Source organism: Paenibacillus sp. FSL R7-0189 (genome assembly GCF_037969925.1).
Classification (GTDB): domain Bacteria; phylum Bacillota; class Bacilli; order Paenibacillales; family Paenibacillaceae; genus Paenibacillus_AQ; species Paenibacillus_AQ odorifer.
In genome coordinates this window covers 6,602,759-6,624,657 of sequence record NZ_CP150223.1, presented here as the reverse complement: position 1 = coordinate 6,624,657, position 21,899 = coordinate 6,602,759, and the positions used below count along the sequence as shown (strand labels likewise).

Below are 21,899 nucleotides of genomic sequence, written 5' to 3'. Positions count from 1 at the left end.
AAGGGATTCTTTCCGTTGTTTCTAAAAGATAGTATTAGGCAGTGATTTCGAGAACCAATGATAGCAGCTTCACAGAAAAATATGTATTCTTCAGTGAATGATGAATCTGTGCTACTTCTTCGGCGGTTGACAGGAATCTCTCTCCACTAAACGAGCTGGAAAGCTGATCGTGCTGAAAGTCGGCTGCTGCGAATCACACAGCTCGATTACTTTTTCCACTGCAGCCTTGGACATTTCATAAATCGGCAAGCGTACAGAGGTCAGCTTAGGCTGAATACGGGATGCCAGCTGAATGTCATCAAAACCAGCAATGGAGATATCCTCAGGGACAATGATTCCGTGTTCGGAGAACGCTTCCATCGCTGAAATAGCCATGTCATCGTTGGAAGAGAAGAAGGCAGTCGGCAAAGGTTCACCAGAAGCAAGCAGCTTCTTGACCTCTTCATAAGCCGTCTCTTTCAGAAAATCACCCTTTAGGATAAACTTCTCATTCATTGGCAGACCATGTTTTTTTAGCGTATCCTCATAGGCCGTGTAGCGTTCTCGACCAGAGTACGTATTCATTTGCCCGCAGATGATGCCGATCTCTTGATGGCCTAGGGAGATTAAATGTTCAATCACTTCTGTGGTGCCCTCGTAATCTTTGGAGTTCACAATGGCCAGATGATTGCGGTCAAGATGCTCCGACATAATCTCTGAGATATCATAATCAATCAGTACAAGCGGAGAATCCAGTCCCACCATTTCGCGGACGATATTAATATCCTTCTGAGTGCCGACAATTATACCACCGTCAATCCGTTTTTGCAGAAAAGCTTGTTTTACCTTCAGAAAATCGTCCGGAGAGTATACCGTATGAATCAGAACGTAACATCCGCGGGCATTCGACGTGTCGACTACGGCATCGACGAATGGTGCAAAGTAATTGTTCTGATAAATTCGGGTAGTGTTCTCTTTCTCGTTCATACTGATGGCGAACAATCCGATGGTATCGGTTTTCTTACCGGCCAGAGCCCGTGCAAAGCTGTTCGGTTCGTACTGATGTTGCTCAATCACCCGCAGCACTTTAGCCCGGGTTTCTTCAGGAACATTGGAATAGTTGTTGATCACGCGGGATACCGTACTTCGGGAAACCCCGGCCAACTTAGCAATATCTTCGCTGCGCATGTTTCCCCTCTTTTCATAAACGCGCGTTTATGAGTTTATTGTAAGCGAAAGCATCGTATAAATCAATCGTAAAAAAAGAAATTTTGCGATCAAGTTAATAAAGGGTGACCTATTTTAAATAGAAGAAGAATCCTACCAAATAATGATAGAGCAGAATAACTAGAAATAGTTTGTATAAGTTTTTTGCGGAGAAAGTGCATTGAAAGCTATGAAAGTCATGCTACTATTGTGATAAAGGTTATTGAGAATGATAATCAATGACAATAAAGCATAGGAGTGAAGGGATCAATGGCAAGATGGGGTCAGAAGTTTTTGTGGGCAGCGGTACTTATAATGGCAATCACCGCGCTGGCAGCATGCGGAACGAATAACAATACTGCGAAAGAAAACGTTGCTAAGACAGAGAATGCAGAGGAATCTACCTCAGCGAGCACTAGCGCACCAACTGAAGGAAGTGGAAATGCCGCAGAAGAGGGTGCAACCCGGACGATTGCCGGGGAATTCGGGGATGTTGAAATTCCAGTTAAACCGCAACGGGTAGCCGGGATCTATGTAGAAGATTATTTGAAGGCATTGGGCATTACACCGGTGGTTCAGTGGTATCATCCAAGCTGGGGCAAACAGGATTATTTAAATCTGGATGTGCCAGAATTCGATATCACGGGTAGCGTGGAGGCATTATTGGAAAAAGACCCCGATTTGATTATTGTGGACGGAGGCGCTGATGCGGCGAGATATGAACTATATTCCAAGATAGCACCAACTTATCGTCTACCTGAGTCGGTGTTGCAAGACTCAAGACAAATGCTTACAGCTATTGCAGATGCCCTTGGTATTCCGGAGAAGGCGGAATCCGTCCTTGCAGCGTATGATCAGAAGGTGGCAGAGGGGAAAGCTAAGCTGCAACAGGCCCTGGGTCAGGAAAAAGTAGCGGTGATCCGGCTTAACGTAGCGGATAAAACCTTTGCTCTATTCGGTGTTAAAAACCGCTATACCGGTGTGATTTATGATCAATTTGGGCTGACACCCGTGCCTATGGCGGCAGAAATGACCGAATATCAATCTGTTATTTCTGAAGAGCTTATTCCTCAGCTCGACGCGGATCATATTATTGTGTTCCCTGATAATGGGGGCTGGGATACTGAAGGGAATCAGGAAGCGATTCAAATACTTGAGGGTCCATTGTGGAAGAGTCTGCCTGCGGTGAAGAACGGGAATGTCTATAGAATGGAACGTTCCCACTGGCAGTCCGGTGCCATCACAGCCAATTCGATGAAGCTTGATGACTTGCTGAAAGCTATGGTGAAATAAAACGGTAGCCGTCGTAAGGAATAGCATAAAGAAGGTTTATCAGCATAGTTGATAGACCTTCTTTTTTATTCTAAACTATAGTAAAGTGAATGAAAATGGTTCTCAATTGGAGGGCGCTAGAATGGCAGAAGATTTACAAGACAGCAATAAAAAGAGGCTATTCTATAGCTTGATTAACATAGAAGCCCAATCCTTATCGGTGAACGGACAGACCTTAGTGTTTCAAGATCATACCCTGATCATTGTATCGGAAGGACAGGGATGGTTAGAAGCCGAGGAGAAGCGTTTTCCTCTGGAAAAAGGTGTCGGGTTCTTGTTCGAACCTGGGCTAATAAGCAAAATCAATGCAGAGGAGCGAGGACTTAGCTTTTATAGGCTTACGTTTGAAGTCATCGAAACGGGGGGAAGCAGGCAGAGTGGAATGGAAAAGGGGACTAAAGAAGGAATTCTCCGGTCCGGTCCGCTAAGCTGCAGACCTTTTTCACAATGTGCACTACTGCTTGAGGCTATCTATCATAGTCGCAGAAGTACGGAAGAGATTGAATGGTTCGCAGGCCATACCCGCTTTCAAGAGTTACTGCTGCTGATCATGCGGGCAAATTCCTCTGTCATCCAGATGAAAGGAGCCCATGAGGCGGTGCAGCGTTCCATCCGCTATATGCAGGAACATTATAATCACGCCATAACCGTCGATCAATTGGCTGAAGTGGCAGGCGTTACACGTGCACGCTACACACAGATTTTTAAAGAAGTGACAGGGCGGATTCCCTTAGAGCATTTGAACGGACTTCGTATTGAAAGGGCCCAGCAGCAGTTGCTGCTTACGAATGACCGTATGCATGATATCGCGTTATCCGTAGGATATAGCAATGAGTATTATTTTAACCGGCGTTTCAAAAGATCGGTGGGCGTTACGCCCGGCCAATACAGAAGCTTCCATCAGGAAGGGCTGCGGGTGTTCGCTCCTTTTCTGGAAGACTATCTGCTGGCTCTGGATATTACACCGGTGGCGCAATATTCTCACGCTCAGTGGGGGAAGCAGGAGTATCTGTCCCTCAACGATGTGCCTGCGGTTGATATTTCAACTGGCGATTGGCAGGAGCTCTCCCAGTACATGCCCGAACTGATCCTGCTGGATGATGGCTTTCAGCGTTGGCACCTGGAGGAGTGCAGCCAAATTGCTCCGTTGTTCAAGCTGCCTTTTCATCAGGAGGATTGGCGTGCCACGTTATTTTCTGCAGCAGCCGTCTTTGGCAGAACGGACCGTGTCCAGGAAGTGATCGGCAATTATGAGCATCGGGCGCAGCAAGCCAAACGAGTGCTAAACCGTTCTGTCCAAGGGCAGACTGTAGCATGCTTAAGAATATCTTCCTACGGAATCAATCTCTATGGATGCGGGCAATTGGGTTATACAGGTAGCGTACTCCATCATGATTTAGGTTTGCAGCCCCATGAATTGGTTCCGAAGTTGACCCGTGGACAGAAGCGGGTGAGCCTAACAAGAGAAGAGCTTGCGAGCCTGACTGCAGATCATTTGTTCATTACCTTTGATCGACAGGAAGGAGAAGGACGGGAACTGCTGGATACACCGCTTTGGCGCAGTCTGCCCGCTGTGCGTAGTCGCTGTGTATATGAGGTGGATTTTATGGCCTGGATGAATTACGGGGTATTGTCGCATCAGCGCAAGATTGAAGATGTGCTAAGAGCGTTAGGGTAAGTGTCAGAAACTAGTCCAGATAAAAACGAGGATAATAAGTGCCACTATACTGCTGAGGCGAGTCATTAATAAATAGGCATCACTGGGCTCTACATCGCCTTTCATCATCCAGCCATAGCGCATGTACCATCCCAAATGAGGAAAGAAGATATTAAGCAATGCTAACAGTACAAAGAGGAATATAAAAATGCCCATGATTTATCACTCCTTTATCTAATGTATACGCCATACTATACGGAGCGTTCCCCAATTTATAAGTGAGTTTCCATATATCATTTAAGCATACGCACGCGATACGAGTCAGTGCAAGGCAGGTCAGAGGAGATTTAAGCCTGAGAAATATTGTAAGGGATACCCTAGCCACCTTGACAGGTGGTTGGGGTATTTTTGTGGCACTATTCAAGGCTGTGTTATCGAAGGCGAATGTTTAGAGGCGTGCTTGTTGTGTTTACATAACAAAGAGTTCGGAAAATATAAAATGTATTTCTAAAAATAAAGGAGGAATTGATCGATGTCTAACCAATATACGATGCAAGATCCTACCACTCAGTACACTAAGGCTGGACCGGAATTTCAGCAGCAACAAGCGGAGCCGGGTCTGCAGAAGAAAATGAATCCAGTACCTGATACAGGAGAAGATACCTATAAAGGAACTGGGCGCCTGACCGGACGTAAAGCGTTAGTTACGGGAGCAGACAGCGGTATAGGTCGTGCTGTTGCTATTGCTTTTGCTCGTGAGGGGGCGGATATTGTTCTATCTTATATGCCCGAGGAAGAGGAAGATGCGAAGCAGGTGGTCAAGCTAGTGCAGGAAGCGGGTCGTACTGCAATCGCCATTCCAGGCGATCTGAAGGATGAGGCATACTGCGAACAGCTCGTCGATACTGCGGTTAAGGAGCTAGGTGGAATTGATATTTTAGCCAATATCGCGGGCAAACAGCAATTCGTCCCAGACATCGCTGATCTCACTACGAAGCATTTTGACGATACATTTAAGACGAACGTGTATGCCATGTTCTGGCTGTGCAAAGCTGCAGTGAAGCATATGCAACCGGGCAGCACCATTATTAACACTTCTTCTATTCAAGCTTATAATCCCTCGCCGATCCTTCTGGACTACGCGACTACCAAGGCGGCTATTAATACATTCAGTAAGTCTCTCGCTCAGCAAGTAGCTGATAAGGGAATTCGCGTCAATGTAGTGGCGCCAGGTCCTGTATGGACACCTCTTCAAGTTGTGGGTGGGCAACCGGAGGAAGTGCTGAAGGAGTTCGGTGCGAGCACACCACTAGGTCGTCCGGGACAGCCTGCGGAGATGGCTCCGGCATATGTATTCCTGGCTAGCCAGGAATCTAGCTATATCAGTGGCGAAACACTGAATGCGAACGGCGGAACACCAACTCCATAAGCCGCTCAGCGGAATGTTGATATTGTAAATACGGCGAATCATTCAAAAGTACCCTGCTAATTTTAGTGCGGGGTGCCTTTGTTTTTATATAAAGAAAGGAGTATTATCGAATTCGAGGCTTTTTCTCCCATTATTTTCATAGAATATGATCTATACTGATCAAGATTGTCGAATACATAGGTTTCCTGCGATTACCCAAGAAATAATTTGAACGGCTCTAAGTTTTAGGGGAGACCACAGAAAGAATTAGGAGATGTATGATGCGAAAAAAGAAACTAGCAATCCTCACCATTTGCTGTGTCTTATTCATGGCGTGTTTTCAATCGGGATCTGTCCTTGCGGATAAAGGAAACGGAACAGTAGTAGATAGTGGAACCAAGGAAAGGCTGATGGAGAAGTATGATCTTGTAGAGCCTGAACCCGCAAATCCAGCAGCGCATGGGAGTCAATACGATTTTGGAATTAGTAACCCTATTTCTTTATTGGTCAGCATCAGTAGGCTGTATTTGTATCCATATGTTTTTGCAGCACAGGAAATAATTAATCATTTGATCGATCAAAGCGAAATTAGTAATTAGTTACTTGTATGTCCTTCAAAATATAATCCCAGCTATCATAATCGTTCATATCCTCAGGAACTTCTAACACACAAATATTATTAATATTCCAACTTAATTCTTGTACCGAGGTTGCTTCACGAACGGGATTAAGAATAAGAATAATAAATTCGTTCGGTTTTAATAAACCAGATAAAATCGATTGTAGCTCTACAGCCTGTTCATATGAGGCGGACCATCTAATGAATAAAGTTTTTTTACTGGTGATTAACTTGTCCCAAAATCTATTAATTCGTAATTCCAGCTTCGCTTTATACGAAGGATAGGTTGTAGACCAGTGTTTACCTTGGTGGATTGGAAAATCATGAACGGAGATAATGTTATATAAAGTATCCTGAATAAAATAGGATTTCACTAATGCATTTTTGTTCCAATTAGGATAGACTGGTATTCCATCCTCCAGAAAAAAATGTGTTTCATCAAGGATTTGCAGATTTATTAATTCCATGAAATTTTGAAATCTATTCTTATACAGTCTATTTACATCAGCTAATGAATAAGAAACCATCCAGTCGAGTGGCATGGAGAATTTCCTCAAGCTATTTCTTTGCAGATTTATAGCAGGAGCACAAGACATCCCTAAGCTTACTATTAAATCATAGCTTTTTTTCACAGCTTGTAATTTCATGGACGCACCCATTTTCAATCAGATTCAGTTCCTAATAAATTATATACACCATTTTCTAGGAATGATTGGACTTTAAGTGTAATGAGATACACAGAAAAAAGAGAGCAGCAATTTCACTGCCCCCTAAACCTATTAGTTACGTTGTAACAAAATATATCCACTAATGTTTGAAGTCTTTTTACGAAAGACTACTTTAAAACCAACATCGTTGTCTAATAAGCAAGCCAAAGCGGTGTTAAGCAATCCATTGGGTCTCAAGCTAGGTCTGCAAGGCACGGCATTTCCAATAACACGCGCGGCAATAATCCTACGTGCTGATCCAGGAACCAAAGGATTTCTGCTCCAACTGATCAAAACTAAATCAGGCTGACGAGTAGCCATGGAAGATCTACCCCTTTCTATTAAGTTTCTTTATATAAAATGCACCATAGATTTTAATGTGCTAACCAATAGCGGAGTAAGGAATACATAGGATCGTGTAGGGAGAGAGGGAGAATAATATGGACAAGGTGTTACATAAGATAGCTAATTTGATTAGCGGTGAGGCTAATAGAGTCATCATTGGGATCTCGGGTCATGGTGCATCTGGAAAAACAACGTTTGCTCATAATCTTTTAAAGCTTTTGCAGCAGGATGATGTGAATTATATTAATACAGACCCCTATATTGTTGAATCTAGTCTTAGAAAATACACTTCTATCGACTATGAATATAAGAATGAACATTACCACGATAAAGTGACAGCTTGTCATCCTGCTGCTCATTATATATCTGCTTTAGAGAGAGATATTCATATGTTGAGGGATGGGTTGGATTTTTACACCATTGGCACGGACTATACAAAAAGTATGTTCATATCTTCACAAAACAAGATAAATATTGTAGAAGGCATGAGCGTTGCTTTTACTGACCCAAATTTGTATGATCTGAAAATCTACTTATATACGGATGGAGAAACCGAGTTGGTGAGAAGGAGTATACGTGATGTTTCTGAAAGAGGAACGGATATAAATTATTTAAGAAAATCCCATGAACAGCGTAGGATGCAATATGAGTTGTTTATGCATTCTTATCATCATAAATTTGATATCGTTTTAAAAAACTCCAATGAAGAGTATGTTCTTGAAAAGGGAACGTTGTAAAGTCAGCTTCATTCTCGTGGAGTAAAAACAGTGAACAGCGAATCAGGCAATATATTGTGTTGGTCCAGTCGGATATCAATAAAAACACGGAAGCCGCTTTACTGGCTTCCGTGTTTTTGGAACTGTGTAGATGAACAGATGCTATTTATTTACCGCTGAGTCACCTATTGGAGTGAATGTATTCTCCACAGTAATGTTAGAGAACTTAGCATAGTTCAGTTGCTCAATCTTATTGGCAACATCATTACTGTCAACGGCAAATCCGACATATACCGAACCATCCATAGCAATAGTTCGCTCGCCAATTAGCTTCCAGTCTTTTCCGTCCGTTGATCCGTAAGCATAAAAAACATCTCCCTTACGGCCAAGCTTGAGCCAATACCCTTGCTCCACACCATTTATTTTGAACGGAATATCTGGAACAAGTTGAATGCCAGCTTTTTCAGCAGCTGATACGCTGTCTAAAGTTTCAGTTAATTCATCAAATCCTCCGCCCTTAATGTTTCTGCCCGTCAGATAAGATGACCAGCTGGTTTCTTTGGACAACTTCACATAGGAGATACCAAGGGCCGCCGCGGCACTGTCTTTATTCAAGTCATCGCGGATCATTAGCCCGGTGAAGGCATGGTTGTCAACGGCCCCGATTTCTTCGAGCTTCGCGGTAAATTCCATATCTCCGTTCATTTCTTTATACACGAAGTGGAAGTCATCTTTGGTTGCATTGTTTGCTTCTGATCGTTCTGTGCCACCTTCACTTTTTCCAAGCTTTCCGTTGCCTTTAACGGTAAGCACATCATTTGTCATACTTCCGGAACCCTTAATGTACGGATCACCGATATCTGCTGTAGTCCAACCCTTTCCAGCCAGGGAAGAGGTAGCGGTATTGACATGAATGTTAGCAGCTGTGGTCTGCGTCTCATTTCCTTGGGTATCGGTCACTCTTGCAGAGATATAGTATGAAGCATCCGTTAAATTCTTGAGGGTATACGTATATGTGTTGCCTTTTTTGACTGCTTCCCCAAGATATTTAGAGCCATTATATACAGCAACTTTTTTTATTTTGTTTCCGGATTTAGGGGAAGCGTTAATTTTAACTTCGACCTCTTTCCCGGTAACAAATTGTGCATTGTTTTCTGGCGCCAAAAGCTTAGCAACGGGGTTGTCGGCGACGTGTTTCATATCAACTAGACCGTTAATATAAAGCTCAAGCCAGGTGTAACCATTTTTAGTAACCGTTTTGTATGCATCCTTGATGCCCCAGATTTTATTTTTCTTTTCCCACTTGTCGTCTATTCCGTTTTGATTAGTGTCAAATTGCTTATCATATTGTGCCTCAATGACGCCAAAGTCTGAAATGTAACCCCCGACTTCATGTTCAGTGTTGATATATCTTCCCGAGTTCTGCTCGACTTCTGCCACAATTCTTGCATCGATAGCATCGCGACGCGGATAGGTAGCTCCCGCTTGTTGCAGAATGCTTTTTAATAGTGATTCATTCGCTTGCTTTACGCCGGACTTAACATAATTATCAAATGCTTTATTGGTAATACCATGGTTAACTCCAGTACTGTCCGCGGAAAGATATGGTGTGGCTGCAAGGGTCGTCTTTTGTTCACCACTCTGTACACCGGAAAATTTCACATAATCTGAAGAATCATTCAGTAAGCCTGTGAGCTTGCCGTTAATTCTGTTTCCAGCGATGTAGAAACCGCCCAGCTTGGTAGCTTCACCGGCATCAATGACTCTGTTAGTTACATTATCTCTTGTACCTGGACCGGCAATTTCGATATTGTTCATAAAGTTAGTAAAAGTAAAACCTCCGCCATAAGTGCCGTTAAAGCCCCAATTGTAAATTACATTGTTCGAGAACTGAACAACCGCCACATGATCAGCATCTGCAGCACCTGCGTAACCGCCGCCTAGTCTTGGGTTTCGCGAGGTATGGTTCGCATACAGATTGTGATGGAATGTTGTTTTGTCTCCGCCTGAAATACCACCGTAGCCATGTCTTCCTTTGGAATGCCCGGATAGAGTCAGACTTTCGGAAATAATGGACCACTGGATCGTGCCATTTTCGCCTCTATATAAAGATAGAGTTTCATCTGTGTTCCAACTGAAGGAACAATGGTCAATGAGGAAGTAGTTGTTGTCTCTCCCCCAAAGCGCATCCATTGAATCGCTGCCATTATACACATTAGTGGCACCCGGACGGAAAGAGGTGTAGCGTATGATGATATTCTCTGAATTGCTGATATTGGTATCCCAACCTGCAATGGTAATTCCGTTGCCTGGAGCGGTTTGCCCAGCGATGGTCAGGTTTTTAATATTATTGAGACTTAACGTGCTCTTCAGTTCAATCGTTCCGGAAACATGAAAAACAATTGTACGACCCTCTTTAGGAGTAGATAAAATCCCATAGCGAAGGGAGCCTGCAATCGGTTTGTCTTTTACAGCGTAATCTTCAAGGGTAGTTACGATGTATACATCGCCTCCTCGACCACCGCTCGTATAGGCGCCGCCACCTTCCGCGCCAGGAAAAGCAAGAATAGAGGCACCCGCAAAACTTTTGTCTCCGTCTGTCTGCCCTGAAGCTGCAAGTGTGTGACCTCCTAAAAATGAAAACGCTACCGAAAAACTCAATAAGACACCCATAACCTTACCTGATTTTTTACTCTTCCATTTCATCTTTTTGACGTATAACATGGATACAGTCTTATCGCTGAATGCTGTTCCTGTTATACTTCCTCCTCTCAGTGAAATGTTACTGGTCTGCGACAAGCAGCTTACTGGTAATACTTTAAAACTTTTAGGGCGTATTTACCTGCCAAAAAAATCTTTTTTTGTGCCAACTATTGCTCTTTGGTTCTTGCGCAAACGAACAAATTCATATTATGTTCTTAGTATTACAGCAGCTATAGTGCTTAGCATTCCATGACGATAGGGAGAAAAACATGAATATTAAATATCAGCATCGTGACCAGGCGTTTCACTCCTTTATTTCTACCAATAACACTTATCCTCTTCATCTACACAAAAATGTAGAGATAACAATGGTTTTGTCCGGCAAAATCAATATCAACATCAATGGAAAAGAGTATGATTTGTCTGAAGGAGACATAGCGATTATTTTTTCCAATCAACCTCACAGCTACAAAACCATAGAGAAAAGCCAGATCCTGCTGTTCTTTTTTGACGCCACGTTTCCGGGGGATTTTGCGGGGGATTTGCTTAATCATGTTCCGGATAACCCTATAGTTTCGAAACAAAAGGTGCTTCAAGATCTGCTGGCAACCTTGTATAAACTATATAAAGAACAATGTGATGTTCGTCTGCTCAAGGCTTATACCTCTGTAGTATTAGGGCACGCTCTGCCGTTACTGCTAATGAAAAAAGTAGACTACAAAAAAGAAATGGATCTCGTCCCCAAAATCCTTGCTTACATCGACATGCATTTTTTAGATCACATAAATCTGGATACGCTTTCAAGAGAGCTTGGCATTAGTAAATTTATCATTTCCCGAATCTTTTCTGAGCAGTTTCATATTTCATTTCGTGATTACATCAATGGCCAACGGGTAGCCTTTGCTCATATGCTGCTGTTATCCACTACCCATCCGGTCACGGATATTGCGTTTGATTCCGGATTCAACAGTTTGCGCTCTTTCTATCGTGTTTTTAAAAATGAATACGGGATAACCCCCAATGAATTTCGCCGAAAAGTATCGAAGGAGTGTGTAGAATGAAAATGCTGAAGATGGCTTATATTCTATTTGACGGGATGACTACGTTAGATTTTGTTGGTTTTTACGATGCGGTTACCCGGATGGGAGTTCTAAAGGCGATAGAAAATGTATCGTGGGATTTTTGTTCCAACAAGGAAGAAGTCACGGATGATCGAGGATTGACGTTGAAAATAAACCAGGTTTCCCCTGATCTGTCAGCCTATGATTTGATATTTATTCCTGGAGGGTTATCCACTCGACAACTTAGATTCGATACTGATTTTATAACATGGATTCAGACTGCTCGAGAGGTTGAATACAAGGTGTCAGTGTGTACAGGGGCTTTGATTTTGGGAGCTGCCGGTTTCTTAAATCAGAAGAAGTCGACTACCAACCCTTCTGCATATGAACTATTAGCACCTTATTGTTCCGAAGTAGTTAAGGAACGGTTCGTAAGGGATGGAAATGTTTTTACTGGGGGAGGAGTAGCAGCTTCGATTGATCTGGGTTTATATTTCATAGAATCGCTTACTAATGAAAATGTAGTTCGAGAAATTCAAGAGAAGATGGATTACCCATATTACAAGCCAATTAACCCTTCCAAAGGGAAATCATAACTATAATATATGGGAATTAATGATATAATATCCAAAGTGAAATAATTAAGGTGATGAATAGAGGTGTAAGTATGTTGGACACTAACAATAGCAATAGAATGCTGGTAACTTTTCCTCATAGTAAAAAATATCCTTATTTAACTTCATATTGTTTATTAGCCAATGCTTTATACGTAGGTTTGAATGTGTTTTTTGATCTTAGTGTTTATTATTATTTATTTTTTGTCCTGCCAGTTTTTCCTTTTCTATTTATTTCGTTAAAAAGTCAAAAGGAAAAGCATAAACTTGAAGTACTAGATGATAGTGTAGTAATTGGTGAAACAAATATTACGTGTGGTTCCTTGAAAAAAATTGTGATTCATAATCCTATTTCAATATTTTTTCATATGATTCCGGCTCAAAAAAAGAAAAAAATAATTACGATACAGGTAAATAAGGATGAAGCAAAGGATCGAAAAACAATATTAGAAGAGCCACTTAGTCCCAGAAGAGATGTTGAAGATATGAGGTGTCACGATGAAGATAGGGAAACCGATTAGAAAGAAGATATACGGATTTATTTTGCAAGACAATGAAGTTGGAGAAAAGACCTTATTAGTCTATCTTAATGAACCAGAAGTACCCTTTAGATTAGTAGGTGGAAATATCGATGCCGGGGAAACAGAAGAAGAAGCGTTATTCAGGGAAATTCAAGAAGAAAGTGGACTTAAACAATTTAAATTAGTAAAGAAAATAGGCACACAATATTATTATAAGGATTTTATAGATGCGAATGTCGAAAGACATGACTACCTTCTAATTCCAGAAACGAGATTACCTGAAAAGTGGAGCTTCACTGGAGAAGGAGAAGGTGAAGACTATGGGACTATTTTTAACTACCAATGGATAAATCAAGATGAAATATACTTATTAGACCAAGAGTTTAGGGAATACATGACGGAAGATTACATGCAAGAATTATTCAGCAAGGTAAAAAGGTAATCCATCTAAACCAAGTGCGAAATGATAATTTGAAAAATCGGCTGTAAGTATAAAAAGCATAAAGATGGTGGGATTGTTTTGCGTGCAGTTAAGCCTATAACGTTATGGTTTATTTCGACGGTTTTATTCACCCTGGCAGCCTTTGGATTGGAGCTTTGGGAAGGAAATAAAATAAGTACAACAGAATATTACGGTTTTCAAAACATTGGGTTTGCTTTTATTTTTCTGATGTTCCTTTTTTCAGTTCTTCTTTACCCGGTTATACTGCTTCCTTTATCATGGGTTATTCGAAAGATAGCTAATCCTTTAATAAGCCGCATAATGATATTCTTATTGAGTGGTATTGCGGGATATGGTTTCTTTTACGAGGTGTACGATGAACGCTTTATACGGGAATACCATTTGAATAGTAGTACAGCTATTGTTTTTTTCGGAATTGCTGGTTTCATCTATGCTCTGGTGGATTACTATTTTGAGTCGCAAGCCATTAAAGCCGAACAAAATCCCTGCTAACCGTGGCGGCCGGCAGGGACTTTATTTTTTAATCTAAGTATTAGGTAATTTGTCAACCTCATCAGTAAAAGCTCTCAAGTACTGGGTGAATATTCCTGTATCTATTTTGGTGGTTGCATCATTTGCAATAGGAGGCGTATCTTGGATTTGTTTGTACATACGATCCATCTCACCCGTGAGCTTAGCCCAGATGCTTTTAATTGAATCATATTTTGCATCAAGGTTGTTGATATAATTATCATACTCCATTTTTTGGGTCATTGCTTTTGCTAATTGCTCGATTGTAAAATCTATATCTATTGTTTGACCCGTAGAGCCAGTTCCTGAACCTGCATACCAGCTGATATCAACAAATCCATCATTCCAAATATCTGAAACGACAAAATTACTGATTTCTTTAAGCGTCGCTTCAGGAGACTGTTCAGTTGTACCTGCATTACCTGAAGCTGAAGTATTAATTACAGGTTCCTTAAAGAGTTTCCTCACTTCGTTAAATGCATCCTTGTCCTTGTCATTAGACGAATATCCCCAACCAACTTTATCATCCTTAATAAAAATGATAAGTTCGCTATTGGAGGAAGACTTCTCACCTTGGATAAGCACGAGTTTATCTTTTCCGCCATCTTTGTCCGTATAATCAGCTGTTTCAATTACTGTAGGATTCTTAAGTTTATTATTCTCGGGTGTCTCAGTAGATTCAGCCATTTGGAAAATGGGTTGTACATCTGGAAGTATATTTTCGGATACGAATTTCTTTTTCGCTTCGATATCTGAACCATTGAGGAAAATCTCCACATAGTTGAGAGCCAGTTTCTCGGAAGCTGTAAGTTTCTTTTTTGGCTCAGGAGTGGGCTCTGAAGGGCTGGCTGTTGCTTCGGACGGTGTAACTCCTGTAGACGTTGTATTTTTTTTCTCTGAATTTGTTGTGGAACTACCACATCCTGAAAGGATTACAATAGTTGCCACGATACATAAAAAAGCTTTTTTGTTCAATCTTATATCCCCCTAAATCTGCTAATAATTGCTAGTTGATTCTACCAGATATAGGAATAGTAATCTATGAATTTTAATTTATGACGGAACCAATATATTAGATTAGCGTGTTTTATTTTTCGGAGGTGAACATTTTGCTGAAAGTACTAAGGGTGTGCGGTATTTTATTCAGTGCAGCAACAATCATTCTGGGAATCACATTTTTCCGCGGTCAGGATCAAGTGATAATCTCTTGGACTATGCTGGGGATGTGCGGAGCTTTAATATTTAATGGAGCGGCATTGTATTTGAAAACTAAAGATAAAATGGCTGTGCTATCCTCGATTGTTGGGATTGTACTGTTAATAGTCTCGCTTACTCAGTTTCCTTTTTGAAAATTAAAAACAACCTCGTCAACCTTAATGGGTCGATGGGGCTTTTTTACGTTATTTTCCTTTATATTTATTTCTTTTTCTTCTTTGTGGGTCCGATCTGGCGTCTTACCTTATCGTTCTCATCTACCTCAATAATATAAATCTCCTTCACTGTACCGGAGAGAGTAAACCATTCACGCATAGCTTCAACCTCAGTCATCGGTCCTAATATTCGTTTCCCCCTATAACATATAAAAAACACTCATACTCCTTAGTTTGTTTGCGGAAATGCAATAAATGCTTATAAAACAAATTATAAACCTGAGCGATGACTTTGTATGTAATAATTCATGCCTGGCGGGATATTTTTACATTGATTAACGAACGTACGTTTGGTTATAATACAAACAAATGTTCTTATCCTTGGAAGGTGAGTAATTATGCAAATAAGAATCGGTCAAACCATTGAAATAGTGTACCAAGATAAATCAGGTAAGATATCTCAACGTAAAATTGAAGTGAAAGGGATTCGTGGAGAATATATTCGCGCAACTTGCTTATCAACCGGAGCTCCGCGCGTATTTCTGGAGGCTAATATTCTTGCTTGGCAGCCTGTGCAAATGAAGCGACATGCTTAGTGACACCGCCCGAAAGCTACTAATGATCATGCGCCACTCTGCCGTGCATCATGCTCATATGCCAACTTTACAGGAGTTAGAAATCAAGAGTGGACGGACACCAAGTAAGATCATTAGTGGGCTTAGGGAATTAGTTAACGAAAAATATATAGAATGGACCCCGCACACTCCACCAGAGAGCGCCCGAATTATTGAAGGCTGGGAAAGGATTGACCCTAGGTTTAAAAAGAAAAAGTCAGAGCCACAAGAGCTCCAGTGGGGGATAGATGGTAGCAAAACGAATTACTGGACGGATTATTAGGAGGGCAACTTCATGATGAAAAAATTAGAGAACGTATGGGAGTGTAGCAGAATGATATTGCCCGAACATAAAAACCGGATTATAGATGACAATAATGAGCAGGAACGTCGTGAAAAACCCACTCTAGATCTACAGGAGATAGAGCGCTTTGAAAAATTGTTATATCGTTCGATGGAAGAGCACAGCCCGATTACACTCACTCTGTTTGATCCCATGGAGAATATATTAAAACGAGGTATCGTGATGAAACTGGATAAACAACAGGGAATTAAACTCCGCTGGTCGGAGGATGAGTGGGATTGGTTCAAGATGGAGGATGTTATTGCAATAACTACATAATTCACTTAATAAAAAACAGGTTAGGAGCAATCTCCTAACCCGCGCTGTACTTCTGATATTAATGTTCTGCTCCGTGGAATAAGACCACTGGTGAGGTACTTGGCAGTGCTGGCGCAATGCTGACGATAGTGAGGACCAACAATAAAGATACAGCAAATTTCTTCACAGAGACTCAACCCTTTCTTTGAAATTTATTATTTTCTCTTCAAAATCTTTAATTTGAGTAGTATCAGCACATGAACGTAATGATTCGAAGTATACTACTGCTTGTTTAAAGATTTTATCAGAGTTTGTGACCTCTGCAGAATCTAATAATTTCATGCTATATTTGATAGCTGTATTATAATCTTGAATTTTTGTTTTATATCTGATCATATTAATAAAAAAAGTTTCTTGGTAGGAATTTATTATAATTTCATCAGCAGCGGTATCCTCAAATTTTGAAATTCTATTAGAGAAAAGAGCTAAATGAGATTCAATGTTTAAATCAAAATTAGTAGCTGCCTTTAACAAAGTTATTAGTCCTGGTAGAACTTCTTTAGAGTTGGATAAAAGGAACGAAACATAGCGATCTATGAATTGAATATTTCCAGAAAGCACTTCTACTTCTAAAAGATTTGGTTCTGATATGTACTTATAATAGGCTACCTCATTTAATCCTTCAGCATCTAATCCCTTGAACCAACTCAAATCGCTATAAGCTTTAATGTAAGTTCGAGCTTTATCATAATTTTCAATTTCTTTGTGGGCTAGTCCCAACATAAGCAAGCTGTATCCATAATAATAAATTAAAGGTCGTTGGTGTTTTAGTTCCAGTTCATTATTGTGTGTGTAATTATTATAAATTTGAGTTATTCGGTTGAAAAAGGTATCTGCTAGTTTTAGAAGATTGGGCCAGCTTTCAAAAGAATATATCATTTTAAGAACTTTTACGGCTGGATCAAGATCTAGAAGATTTATATCTAAATCTAAATCGATATTTCCATCCAACAGCCTCACCTGCCTTTATTTTACATAATATACCTGTATTATACAATGTAATCAATAGATGGTCAATTAAGTGCTCCATATAAAAAATAGATGATTAATAGGGACCAATAAAGTAAATCTATCCATTGTTGCGCCATGATGTGTGCCTGGGTAAGCTTTGGCCCGATGGCACTGACACGTACTGCGTATGGCCAAAGTTTATTAAAAGAAAGTGAGGCGATCGGTGGAAATCAACTGTCTAGCGAACATATCGTCAGTTTGGGAGAGCCCGCGACTCATGCGGTCGCGCTCCCGTATTTCCGAGTTATTTTCGTCGAGGTATTGAAGTAACGGAAACGGAACGCTGGGCTGGTGAGGTTTGGTAGTAGTAGAATTACCGCTCTAGATGACCACATAAAAAGTCATATAGATTATGTAATGCTTCAAGAATAGCAGCAGCTACGACATAAACTAAAAGGTTGCTATTGATTAAATCATTTACCGTATTATGTTTTGTGAGTACAAACTGGAAGAATGTGTACATCGCAATTGTTGCATATGCAGCAACCTTGGAAATATTAAATAACTTATCAAAGATCATTAACAGTGCGTCCACCTCCTTAAGGAATAAATATTATCAATAAATACCTAATTTGAATATCTGTAAACAGAAGCTCAGAGCTGCTGGCAGAAGGCGGTTAAGCTCGATCCGGAATCGGCTGTGTCGAGATTTTATCTAGCTATCTTTTCGGTAAAGAGGTGTTAATTTACTGGTTTCAAAAAAAGAGGCTAGGAGAGACTGTCTAGCCCTCTACGTTTGGAAGATGTGACAACAGTTGCTCTACTTAATACACAGTAGCATTTTGTTGAGCAACGTGAAGTAAATAAAAAGCCTACACCATAAAAATGTAGGCCCACCCATTAAAAGTTACTCTGTTACTAATTTTGAGAAAATGCTTAAATCAATAAACTTTCCTTTGGACATTTCGCACTTTCTCATTGTTCCTTCGAATGTATAGTTTAACTTTTGCAAAACTCTTATGGAATTATTGTTTTCGGGTTCGACTTTTGCTTCTATCCTGTTGAAATTTAAAGTGTTGAACGCATAATCCATCAGAGATTGAATGGCCTCAGGAGCATATCCCTTGCCCCAATAATCTTTACTAATATCGTATCCAATCTCTGCTTTAGCGTTTGAAGAATCTATAGAATTATAACCGCAGGAACCAATTATGCGATTTGATTCTAACTCGATTATGGAATAACGAATAGCTTTGCTTTCCAAAGACAGGTTATTAAGAATTTTAATCATTTCTACTGCTTGGCTTTCATCAGTGAAACTATTGATATTCATAAACTTTGTAACCTCAGGATCAGACCAAATGTTAAACAAACTAGCAGAGTCAGATAATTTCATTTTTCTTAATTTTAGTCTTTTGGTTTGTATTTCTGTAATCAATATATTACCTCCATTATCTATTTATTTTGGGGTTAAGATATCGATATCTGCGCATAGTTCAGTCCCTTCAATATTTAATTCAACACTATTATAACGTAAGAGTTTTTTTATGTCACAGTACGAAGATACAGATCATTAAAGGAGTAGGAGTATCCCTCCAAAGGTTATGACGAAGTAGAAGCCTATTGCGCATCAGGGAAGAGAAGGTCGTCGTTTTGATAACGAAATGATGTTTTTATCCTTATCATCACCATGGTCCGCATTTTCTTCTATCTCTTTTTTCTCATCGTGAAATTCAACAGGAGATTGGGCCGTGATGTAGTCAAATGGAGTGTAATTATTATTTGGTAATTTTCTTGTAAGGATTACCTTTACAATGATGATTCCTAATGAGAGATAGAAAATCGCGCCTACTCCAGCCAACATGAATAGTACTAATCTCATTGTTAACACCGCCTTTGTTTGATTTTATAATCAAATGGTAATATTTACAAGAATCAGGCTGCTGAGTACTATTCATTCGACTGAGATTTGATGCACAGTAGGAAATTCTTGGGCCACTAGATTTTACAAATGGTGGAACCTTCGAACATACGAATGAAGTGTAGCACAATAGTCATACCTACACATGAAATGATTTGACAGTTATAAATATTAATTACTTTAAAGCATCACAGAAAGGTTGTTTTACAGACACCATACTCATGTGGATATCCGATCTCATCTTTAAATGTAACCTCTGCACCATATCGACAGATACTGCTCTTAGAGACAGAACCTTTAATGTTGTATATTTCATCTACTGTGCTTCTTGGTAATAAGATAGGTTTTTAGATATATCAGTTTCTAACGGTAAGACCAATTTTTATGTAGTTACTACATTGAATAATAATGGAAAGTTAAGTTTCAAACGAAGCATCAGCTACCCCTCAGAAGGCAGATCAACCTGAACCAGAACCATCTGGTGATCGCGCAATACTCACAATTACATTAATAACTGGTCTTGAAAAAGTCAGTGTGGCGGCGGTGCCCCGACTGCTGTATTTCTGTAACGTTTCCGCTTAATTGGCTTTGTCAGAAGCTTCATAGATTAGGCAACGAAGGGTCTGATCGGGATAGCGGAACTCCGCGATATAGCTACTTCCATCTTCCAACAACAGTTTAACATCCACCATTCCGCGTTTGTTGTTAAACTCGGTGTCGGTTAGATAAGCTTTGACAATGGTTCTTGTTTCTCCCTGTTTGTCCGTGATGACCTGCACGGCTTTATGAATCCAACTGGCATCCTTCTGGATGGTGCCGGCTGCGTCGTCGTCGATGGGAGTTCTCTTCAGTGCCAAATTAATGGCTGTCGTATCCTCTACGGCACCGGTTGTTGCATTAATCAACACATCATATTCCCAGAATACCTCGCCTGATCCGAGCAGGGTAAGATTCTTGTAAGGAGCAAAATGAACTGTCCAGGTTGGACGTTTGTTTAGTCCCAGCTCAATCAGCATTCCCGATGTTTTTAGCTTGGACACGTCGGCATCGAACAGCTTGCGCACACTGTCAGAGGCCAGTGCCTCAGCTTCAACCTGGCTGATTTTCTGAGGCTGAAGCTGAGGCACAGTCGGATTTCGTTTTGACACGAAGTAATTCACCCGGTAGTACCAGTCAATCAGCTGTAACAGTTCCTCATCAGTCATACTCCTCTCCGGGTAGGTGTACGTATTGGTTTCTAAATCTAGATACATATCTGCTTGTCCAGCCTTTAACGGCAGCTGCTGCTTGGGGCGGAGGCCGTCATACACATACTTATCGTCCAACACTTGTCTGCGGTTGATTTCGGATTCGGTTTGTTCCCGACCTGAAATATGGGGATCTTCTGCCTTGTCTATAAAGTCATAGATTTGCTGGATTTGCGCCGCTGTCATCTGTTGATACAGGTCTTGTTGTATGGTGGATACCGGCGCCGGCGCCTCCACCTTTAGCACGGGTATCGTGCTTTCGCTCAAAGCCAGCCGGTTACTGCCCTGAATTGACGAACTGTTCTTGGCGAAAACTACGGAATTCATCAGGCTGGGGACGATCAGAGCACTGGCTGCAAGCACACCAGCTGAAAACAGGATAACAACTAATGTAGCGAACCGCTTTTTCTTGTTCAATCGGATTACCTCCATTGGGATCTAAGATGATGAATCTTTATACATCTTAACACCAAGTTATTATAGAATTAGGAGGATAGTTGTTATGGAGTTGTAAAAAGATCGGATACTTCCCCTTCACCAAGGACAGTCAGGAGTTAATCTCAATTTTGTCCACGTTCTTCTTCAAGAGCCACAGCTACAATGCAAGAAGTGTCTTTACAATAAAGATGTACCAGAAGCGGGAAGTGTTTACTTAGTGTCGTATTTACATCGATGTGATTAGTCATAACTTTTCACCTAATTGGAAGTATGATTCGTGGGATAATTACATGAACAACAATAAAGTTATTAAGAAGGACTTTAAAGCAGAAAAACGATTGGTTGCGAAGAAATAGATAGTTCGGAGAACAAGCAGTTTTTGTACTGATGAACAATAAAGATTTTCAATACAGAGAGACATACTTTATTGTGGGGAATCCAGCAACTCTATGGATACTCATACTTGGATTGGTTTCGTTTGGAACAAGATCCAATAGGTCATCTTATGGATTATGGTGGGATTGTAGAGGGGGATACACCGGATCTATTAAACTAGCTGGATCTCATTTTGTTTGGGAGTGATTTGAATTTAGAGCATGCATTAAATAACCTACGATATCACACTTCTTTAATCCGTTTGATCGCCCAAGAAGGAAAAGAAAATAAACCACTCTTAGTTCTTATTGTGAAGTAACCTGAAGAGTCGCTCTCCTGACAAAAACCAACATATGTCTCTCCACTGACTAAATGTATTTGTAGTTGTAATTCTGTTTCAATTGCGTGAAAAATCAGTGTGAGATTCATATTAAAGCCCCCTTGCATAAGATGATTATATTCATAAAATACCCACTTCATT

The 21,899-nt window shown here is 40.6% G+C and carries 26 protein-coding genes; 13 read left to right on the top strand and 13 right to left on the bottom strand.

From position 1 onward, the window contains the following. Window positions 1-111: 111 nt before the first annotated feature. Window positions 112-1,167 carry a LacI family DNA-binding transcriptional regulator gene (locus MKY63_RS29285; RefSeq protein ID WP_036685989.1) on the bottom strand — a complete coding sequence of 352 codons (1,056 nt, stop codon included), beginning with the start codon at window positions 1,165-1,167 and terminating at the stop codon, window positions 112-114. 288 nt (window positions 1,168-1,455) lie between these two features. Here MKY63_RS29285 and MKY63_RS29280 point away from each other — a divergent pair, with 288 nt between their 5' ends. After that, entirely contained in the window at window positions 1,456-2,478 is a 1,023-nt protein-coding gene (locus tag MKY63_RS29280) for an ABC transporter substrate-binding protein (protein WP_036685992.1), read from the top strand. A gap of 121 nt (window positions 2,479-2,599) precedes the next feature. Beyond that, window positions 2,600-4,195 (top strand): helix-turn-helix domain-containing protein, encoded by a 1,596-nt coding sequence (locus tag MKY63_RS29275; protein ID WP_051491429.1) that lies wholly within the window; start codon window positions 2,600-2,602, stop codon window positions 4,193-4,195. Between the two features lie 3 nt (window positions 4,196-4,198). Here MKY63_RS29275 and MKY63_RS29270 read toward each other — a convergent pair whose 3' ends face one another. Beyond that, window positions 4,199-4,390: a DUF6199 family natural product biosynthesis protein gene (locus MKY63_RS29270; RefSeq protein WP_036685995.1), complete on the bottom strand. Its 192-nt coding sequence runs from the start codon at window positions 4,388-4,390 to the stop codon at window positions 4,199-4,201. A gap of 316 nt (window positions 4,391-4,706) precedes the next feature. On the opposite strand from MKY63_RS29270, the gene MKY63_RS29265 reads away from it, so the two are divergent. Then, a complete protein-coding gene (locus tag MKY63_RS29265; protein WP_036685997.1) occupies window positions 4,707-5,603 on the top strand; it encodes an SDR family oxidoreductase in 897 nt (298 codons plus the stop codon). Window positions 5,604-5,863: 260 nt separating this feature from the next. Further along, entirely contained in the window at window positions 5,864-6,181 is a 318-nt protein-coding gene (locus tag MKY63_RS29260) for a hypothetical protein (protein WP_036685999.1), read from the top strand. Here the strand turns inward: MKY63_RS29260 and MKY63_RS29255 are convergent. Continuing rightward, window positions 6,171-6,848 (bottom strand): DUF1796 family putative cysteine peptidase, encoded by a 678-nt coding sequence (locus MKY63_RS29255; RefSeq protein WP_036686545.1) that lies wholly within the window; start codon window positions 6,846-6,848, stop codon window positions 6,171-6,173. The two genes, MKY63_RS29260 and MKY63_RS29255, sit on opposite strands and share 11 nt — an antisense overlap. A 132-nt stretch (window positions 6,849-6,980) precedes the next feature. After that, window positions 6,981-7,229: a hypothetical protein gene (locus MKY63_RS29250; protein WP_036686000.1), complete on the bottom strand. Its 249-nt coding sequence runs from the start codon at window positions 7,227-7,229 to the stop codon at window positions 6,981-6,983. Between the two features lie 119 nt (window positions 7,230-7,348). On the opposite strand from MKY63_RS29250, the gene MKY63_RS29245 reads away from it, so the two are divergent. After that, window positions 7,349-7,990, top strand: a complete 642-nt coding sequence (locus MKY63_RS29245) for a phosphoribulokinase (protein ID WP_076104771.1) — start codon at window positions 7,349-7,351, stop codon at window positions 7,988-7,990. Window positions 7,991-8,131: 141 nt separating this feature from the next. Here MKY63_RS29245 and MKY63_RS29240 read toward each other — a convergent pair whose 3' ends face one another. Further along, on the bottom strand, window positions 8,132-10,693 hold the full coding sequence (locus tag MKY63_RS29240; RefSeq protein ID WP_051491430.1) for an Ig-like domain-containing protein: 2,562 nt from the start codon (window positions 10,691-10,693) through the stop codon (window positions 8,132-8,134). 248 nt (window positions 10,694-10,941) lie between these two features. Between MKY63_RS29240 and MKY63_RS29235 the strand changes: the two genes are divergently transcribed. The 5 genes from MKY63_RS29235 to MKY63_RS29215 all read left to right on the top strand — a co-directional run bounded on the left by MKY63_RS29235 (window position 10,942) and on the right by MKY63_RS29215 (window position 13,823). Continuing rightward, window positions 10,942-11,733: an AraC family transcriptional regulator gene (locus tag MKY63_RS29235; RefSeq protein ID WP_036686005.1), complete on the top strand. Its 792-nt coding sequence runs from the start codon at window positions 10,942-10,944 to the stop codon at window positions 11,731-11,733. A 5-nt stretch (window positions 11,734-11,738) separates the two neighbouring features. Then, window positions 11,739-12,329, top strand: coding sequence for a DJ-1/PfpI family protein (locus tag MKY63_RS29230; RefSeq protein WP_036686550.1), 591 nt, complete (start codon window positions 11,739-11,741; stop codon window positions 12,327-12,329). A 71-nt stretch (window positions 12,330-12,400) separates the two neighbouring features. After that, window positions 12,401-12,868, top strand: coding sequence for a hypothetical protein (locus MKY63_RS29225; RefSeq protein ID WP_036686006.1), 468 nt, complete (start codon window positions 12,401-12,403; stop codon window positions 12,866-12,868). Then, complete coding sequence (locus MKY63_RS29220) at window positions 12,846-13,310, top strand: NUDIX domain-containing protein (RefSeq protein ID WP_051491431.1); 465 nt, start codon at window positions 12,846-12,848, stop codon at window positions 13,308-13,310. Before MKY63_RS29225 ends, MKY63_RS29220 begins: the two co-directional genes overlap by 23 nt. 78 nt (window positions 13,311-13,388) lie before the next feature. Continuing rightward, entirely contained in the window at window positions 13,389-13,823 is a 435-nt protein-coding gene (locus tag MKY63_RS29215; RefSeq protein WP_051491432.1) for a hypothetical protein, read from the top strand. A gap of 33 nt (window positions 13,824-13,856) precedes the next feature. On the opposite strand, the gene MKY63_RS29210 is transcribed toward MKY63_RS29215, so the two are convergent. Further along, entirely contained in the window at window positions 13,857-14,816 is a 960-nt protein-coding gene (locus MKY63_RS29210) for a hypothetical protein (RefSeq protein WP_051491433.1), read from the bottom strand. 134 nt (window positions 14,817-14,950) lie between these two features. Here MKY63_RS29210 and MKY63_RS29205 point away from each other — a divergent pair, with 134 nt between their 5' ends. The 3 genes from MKY63_RS29205 (at window position 14,951) to MKY63_RS29195 (ending at window position 16,447) form a co-directional block, all read left to right on the top strand. Continuing rightward, window positions 14,951-15,190 (top strand): hypothetical protein, encoded by a 240-nt coding sequence (locus MKY63_RS29205; RefSeq protein WP_036686008.1) that lies wholly within the window; start codon window positions 14,951-14,953, stop codon window positions 15,188-15,190. A 416-nt stretch (window positions 15,191-15,606) separates the two neighbouring features. Further along, window positions 15,607-15,807: a hypothetical protein gene (locus MKY63_RS29200; protein WP_036686009.1), complete on the top strand. Its 201-nt coding sequence runs from the start codon at window positions 15,607-15,609 to the stop codon at window positions 15,805-15,807. A gap of 313 nt (window positions 15,808-16,120) precedes the next feature. Next, on the top strand, window positions 16,121-16,447 hold the full coding sequence (locus MKY63_RS29195) for a YolD-like family protein (RefSeq protein WP_036686011.1): 327 nt from the start codon (window positions 16,121-16,123) through the stop codon (window positions 16,445-16,447). A 162-nt stretch (window positions 16,448-16,609) separates the two neighbouring features. Here the strand turns inward: MKY63_RS29195 and MKY63_RS29190 are convergent, their stop codons facing one another. From MKY63_RS29190 to MKY63_RS29160, 7 genes are all read right to left on the bottom strand, one after another. Next, entirely contained in the window at window positions 16,610-17,437 is an 828-nt protein-coding gene (locus MKY63_RS29190; RefSeq protein ID WP_036686014.1) for a hypothetical protein, read from the bottom strand. Between the two features lie 373 nt (window positions 17,438-17,810). After that, window positions 17,811-18,017, bottom strand: coding sequence for a hypothetical protein (locus MKY63_RS29185; protein WP_036686015.1), 207 nt, complete (start codon window positions 18,015-18,017; stop codon window positions 17,811-17,813). A 327-nt stretch (window positions 18,018-18,344) separates the two neighbouring features. Beyond that, complete coding sequence (locus MKY63_RS29180; protein WP_036686017.1) at window positions 18,345-18,875, bottom strand: GNAT family protein; 531 nt, start codon at window positions 18,873-18,875, stop codon at window positions 18,345-18,347. Window positions 18,876-19,067: 192 nt separating this feature from the next. Beyond that, entirely contained in the window at window positions 19,068-19,319 is a 252-nt protein-coding gene (locus MKY63_RS29175) for a DUF3951 domain-containing protein (RefSeq protein WP_036686019.1), read from the bottom strand. 617 nt (window positions 19,320-19,936) lie between these two features. After that, the gene (locus MKY63_RS29170) at window positions 19,937-21,022 is read right to left on the bottom strand and encodes a hypothetical protein (protein ID WP_326046717.1); all 1,086 of its coding nucleotides are present in this window, start codon (window positions 21,020-21,022) and stop codon (window positions 19,937-19,939) included. A 143-nt stretch (window positions 21,023-21,165) separates the two neighbouring features. Next, window positions 21,166-21,291 carry a hypothetical protein gene (locus MKY63_RS29165; protein WP_339810779.1) on the bottom strand — a complete coding sequence of 42 codons (126 nt, stop codon included), beginning with the start codon at window positions 21,289-21,291 and terminating at the stop codon, window positions 21,166-21,168. A gap of 370 nt (window positions 21,292-21,661) precedes the next feature. Beyond that, window positions 21,662-21,847 carry a hypothetical protein gene (locus tag MKY63_RS29160; RefSeq protein ID WP_038570197.1) on the bottom strand — a complete coding sequence of 62 codons (186 nt, stop codon included), beginning with the start codon at window positions 21,845-21,847 and terminating at the stop codon, window positions 21,662-21,664. Window positions 21,848-21,899: the final 52 nt, after the last annotated feature.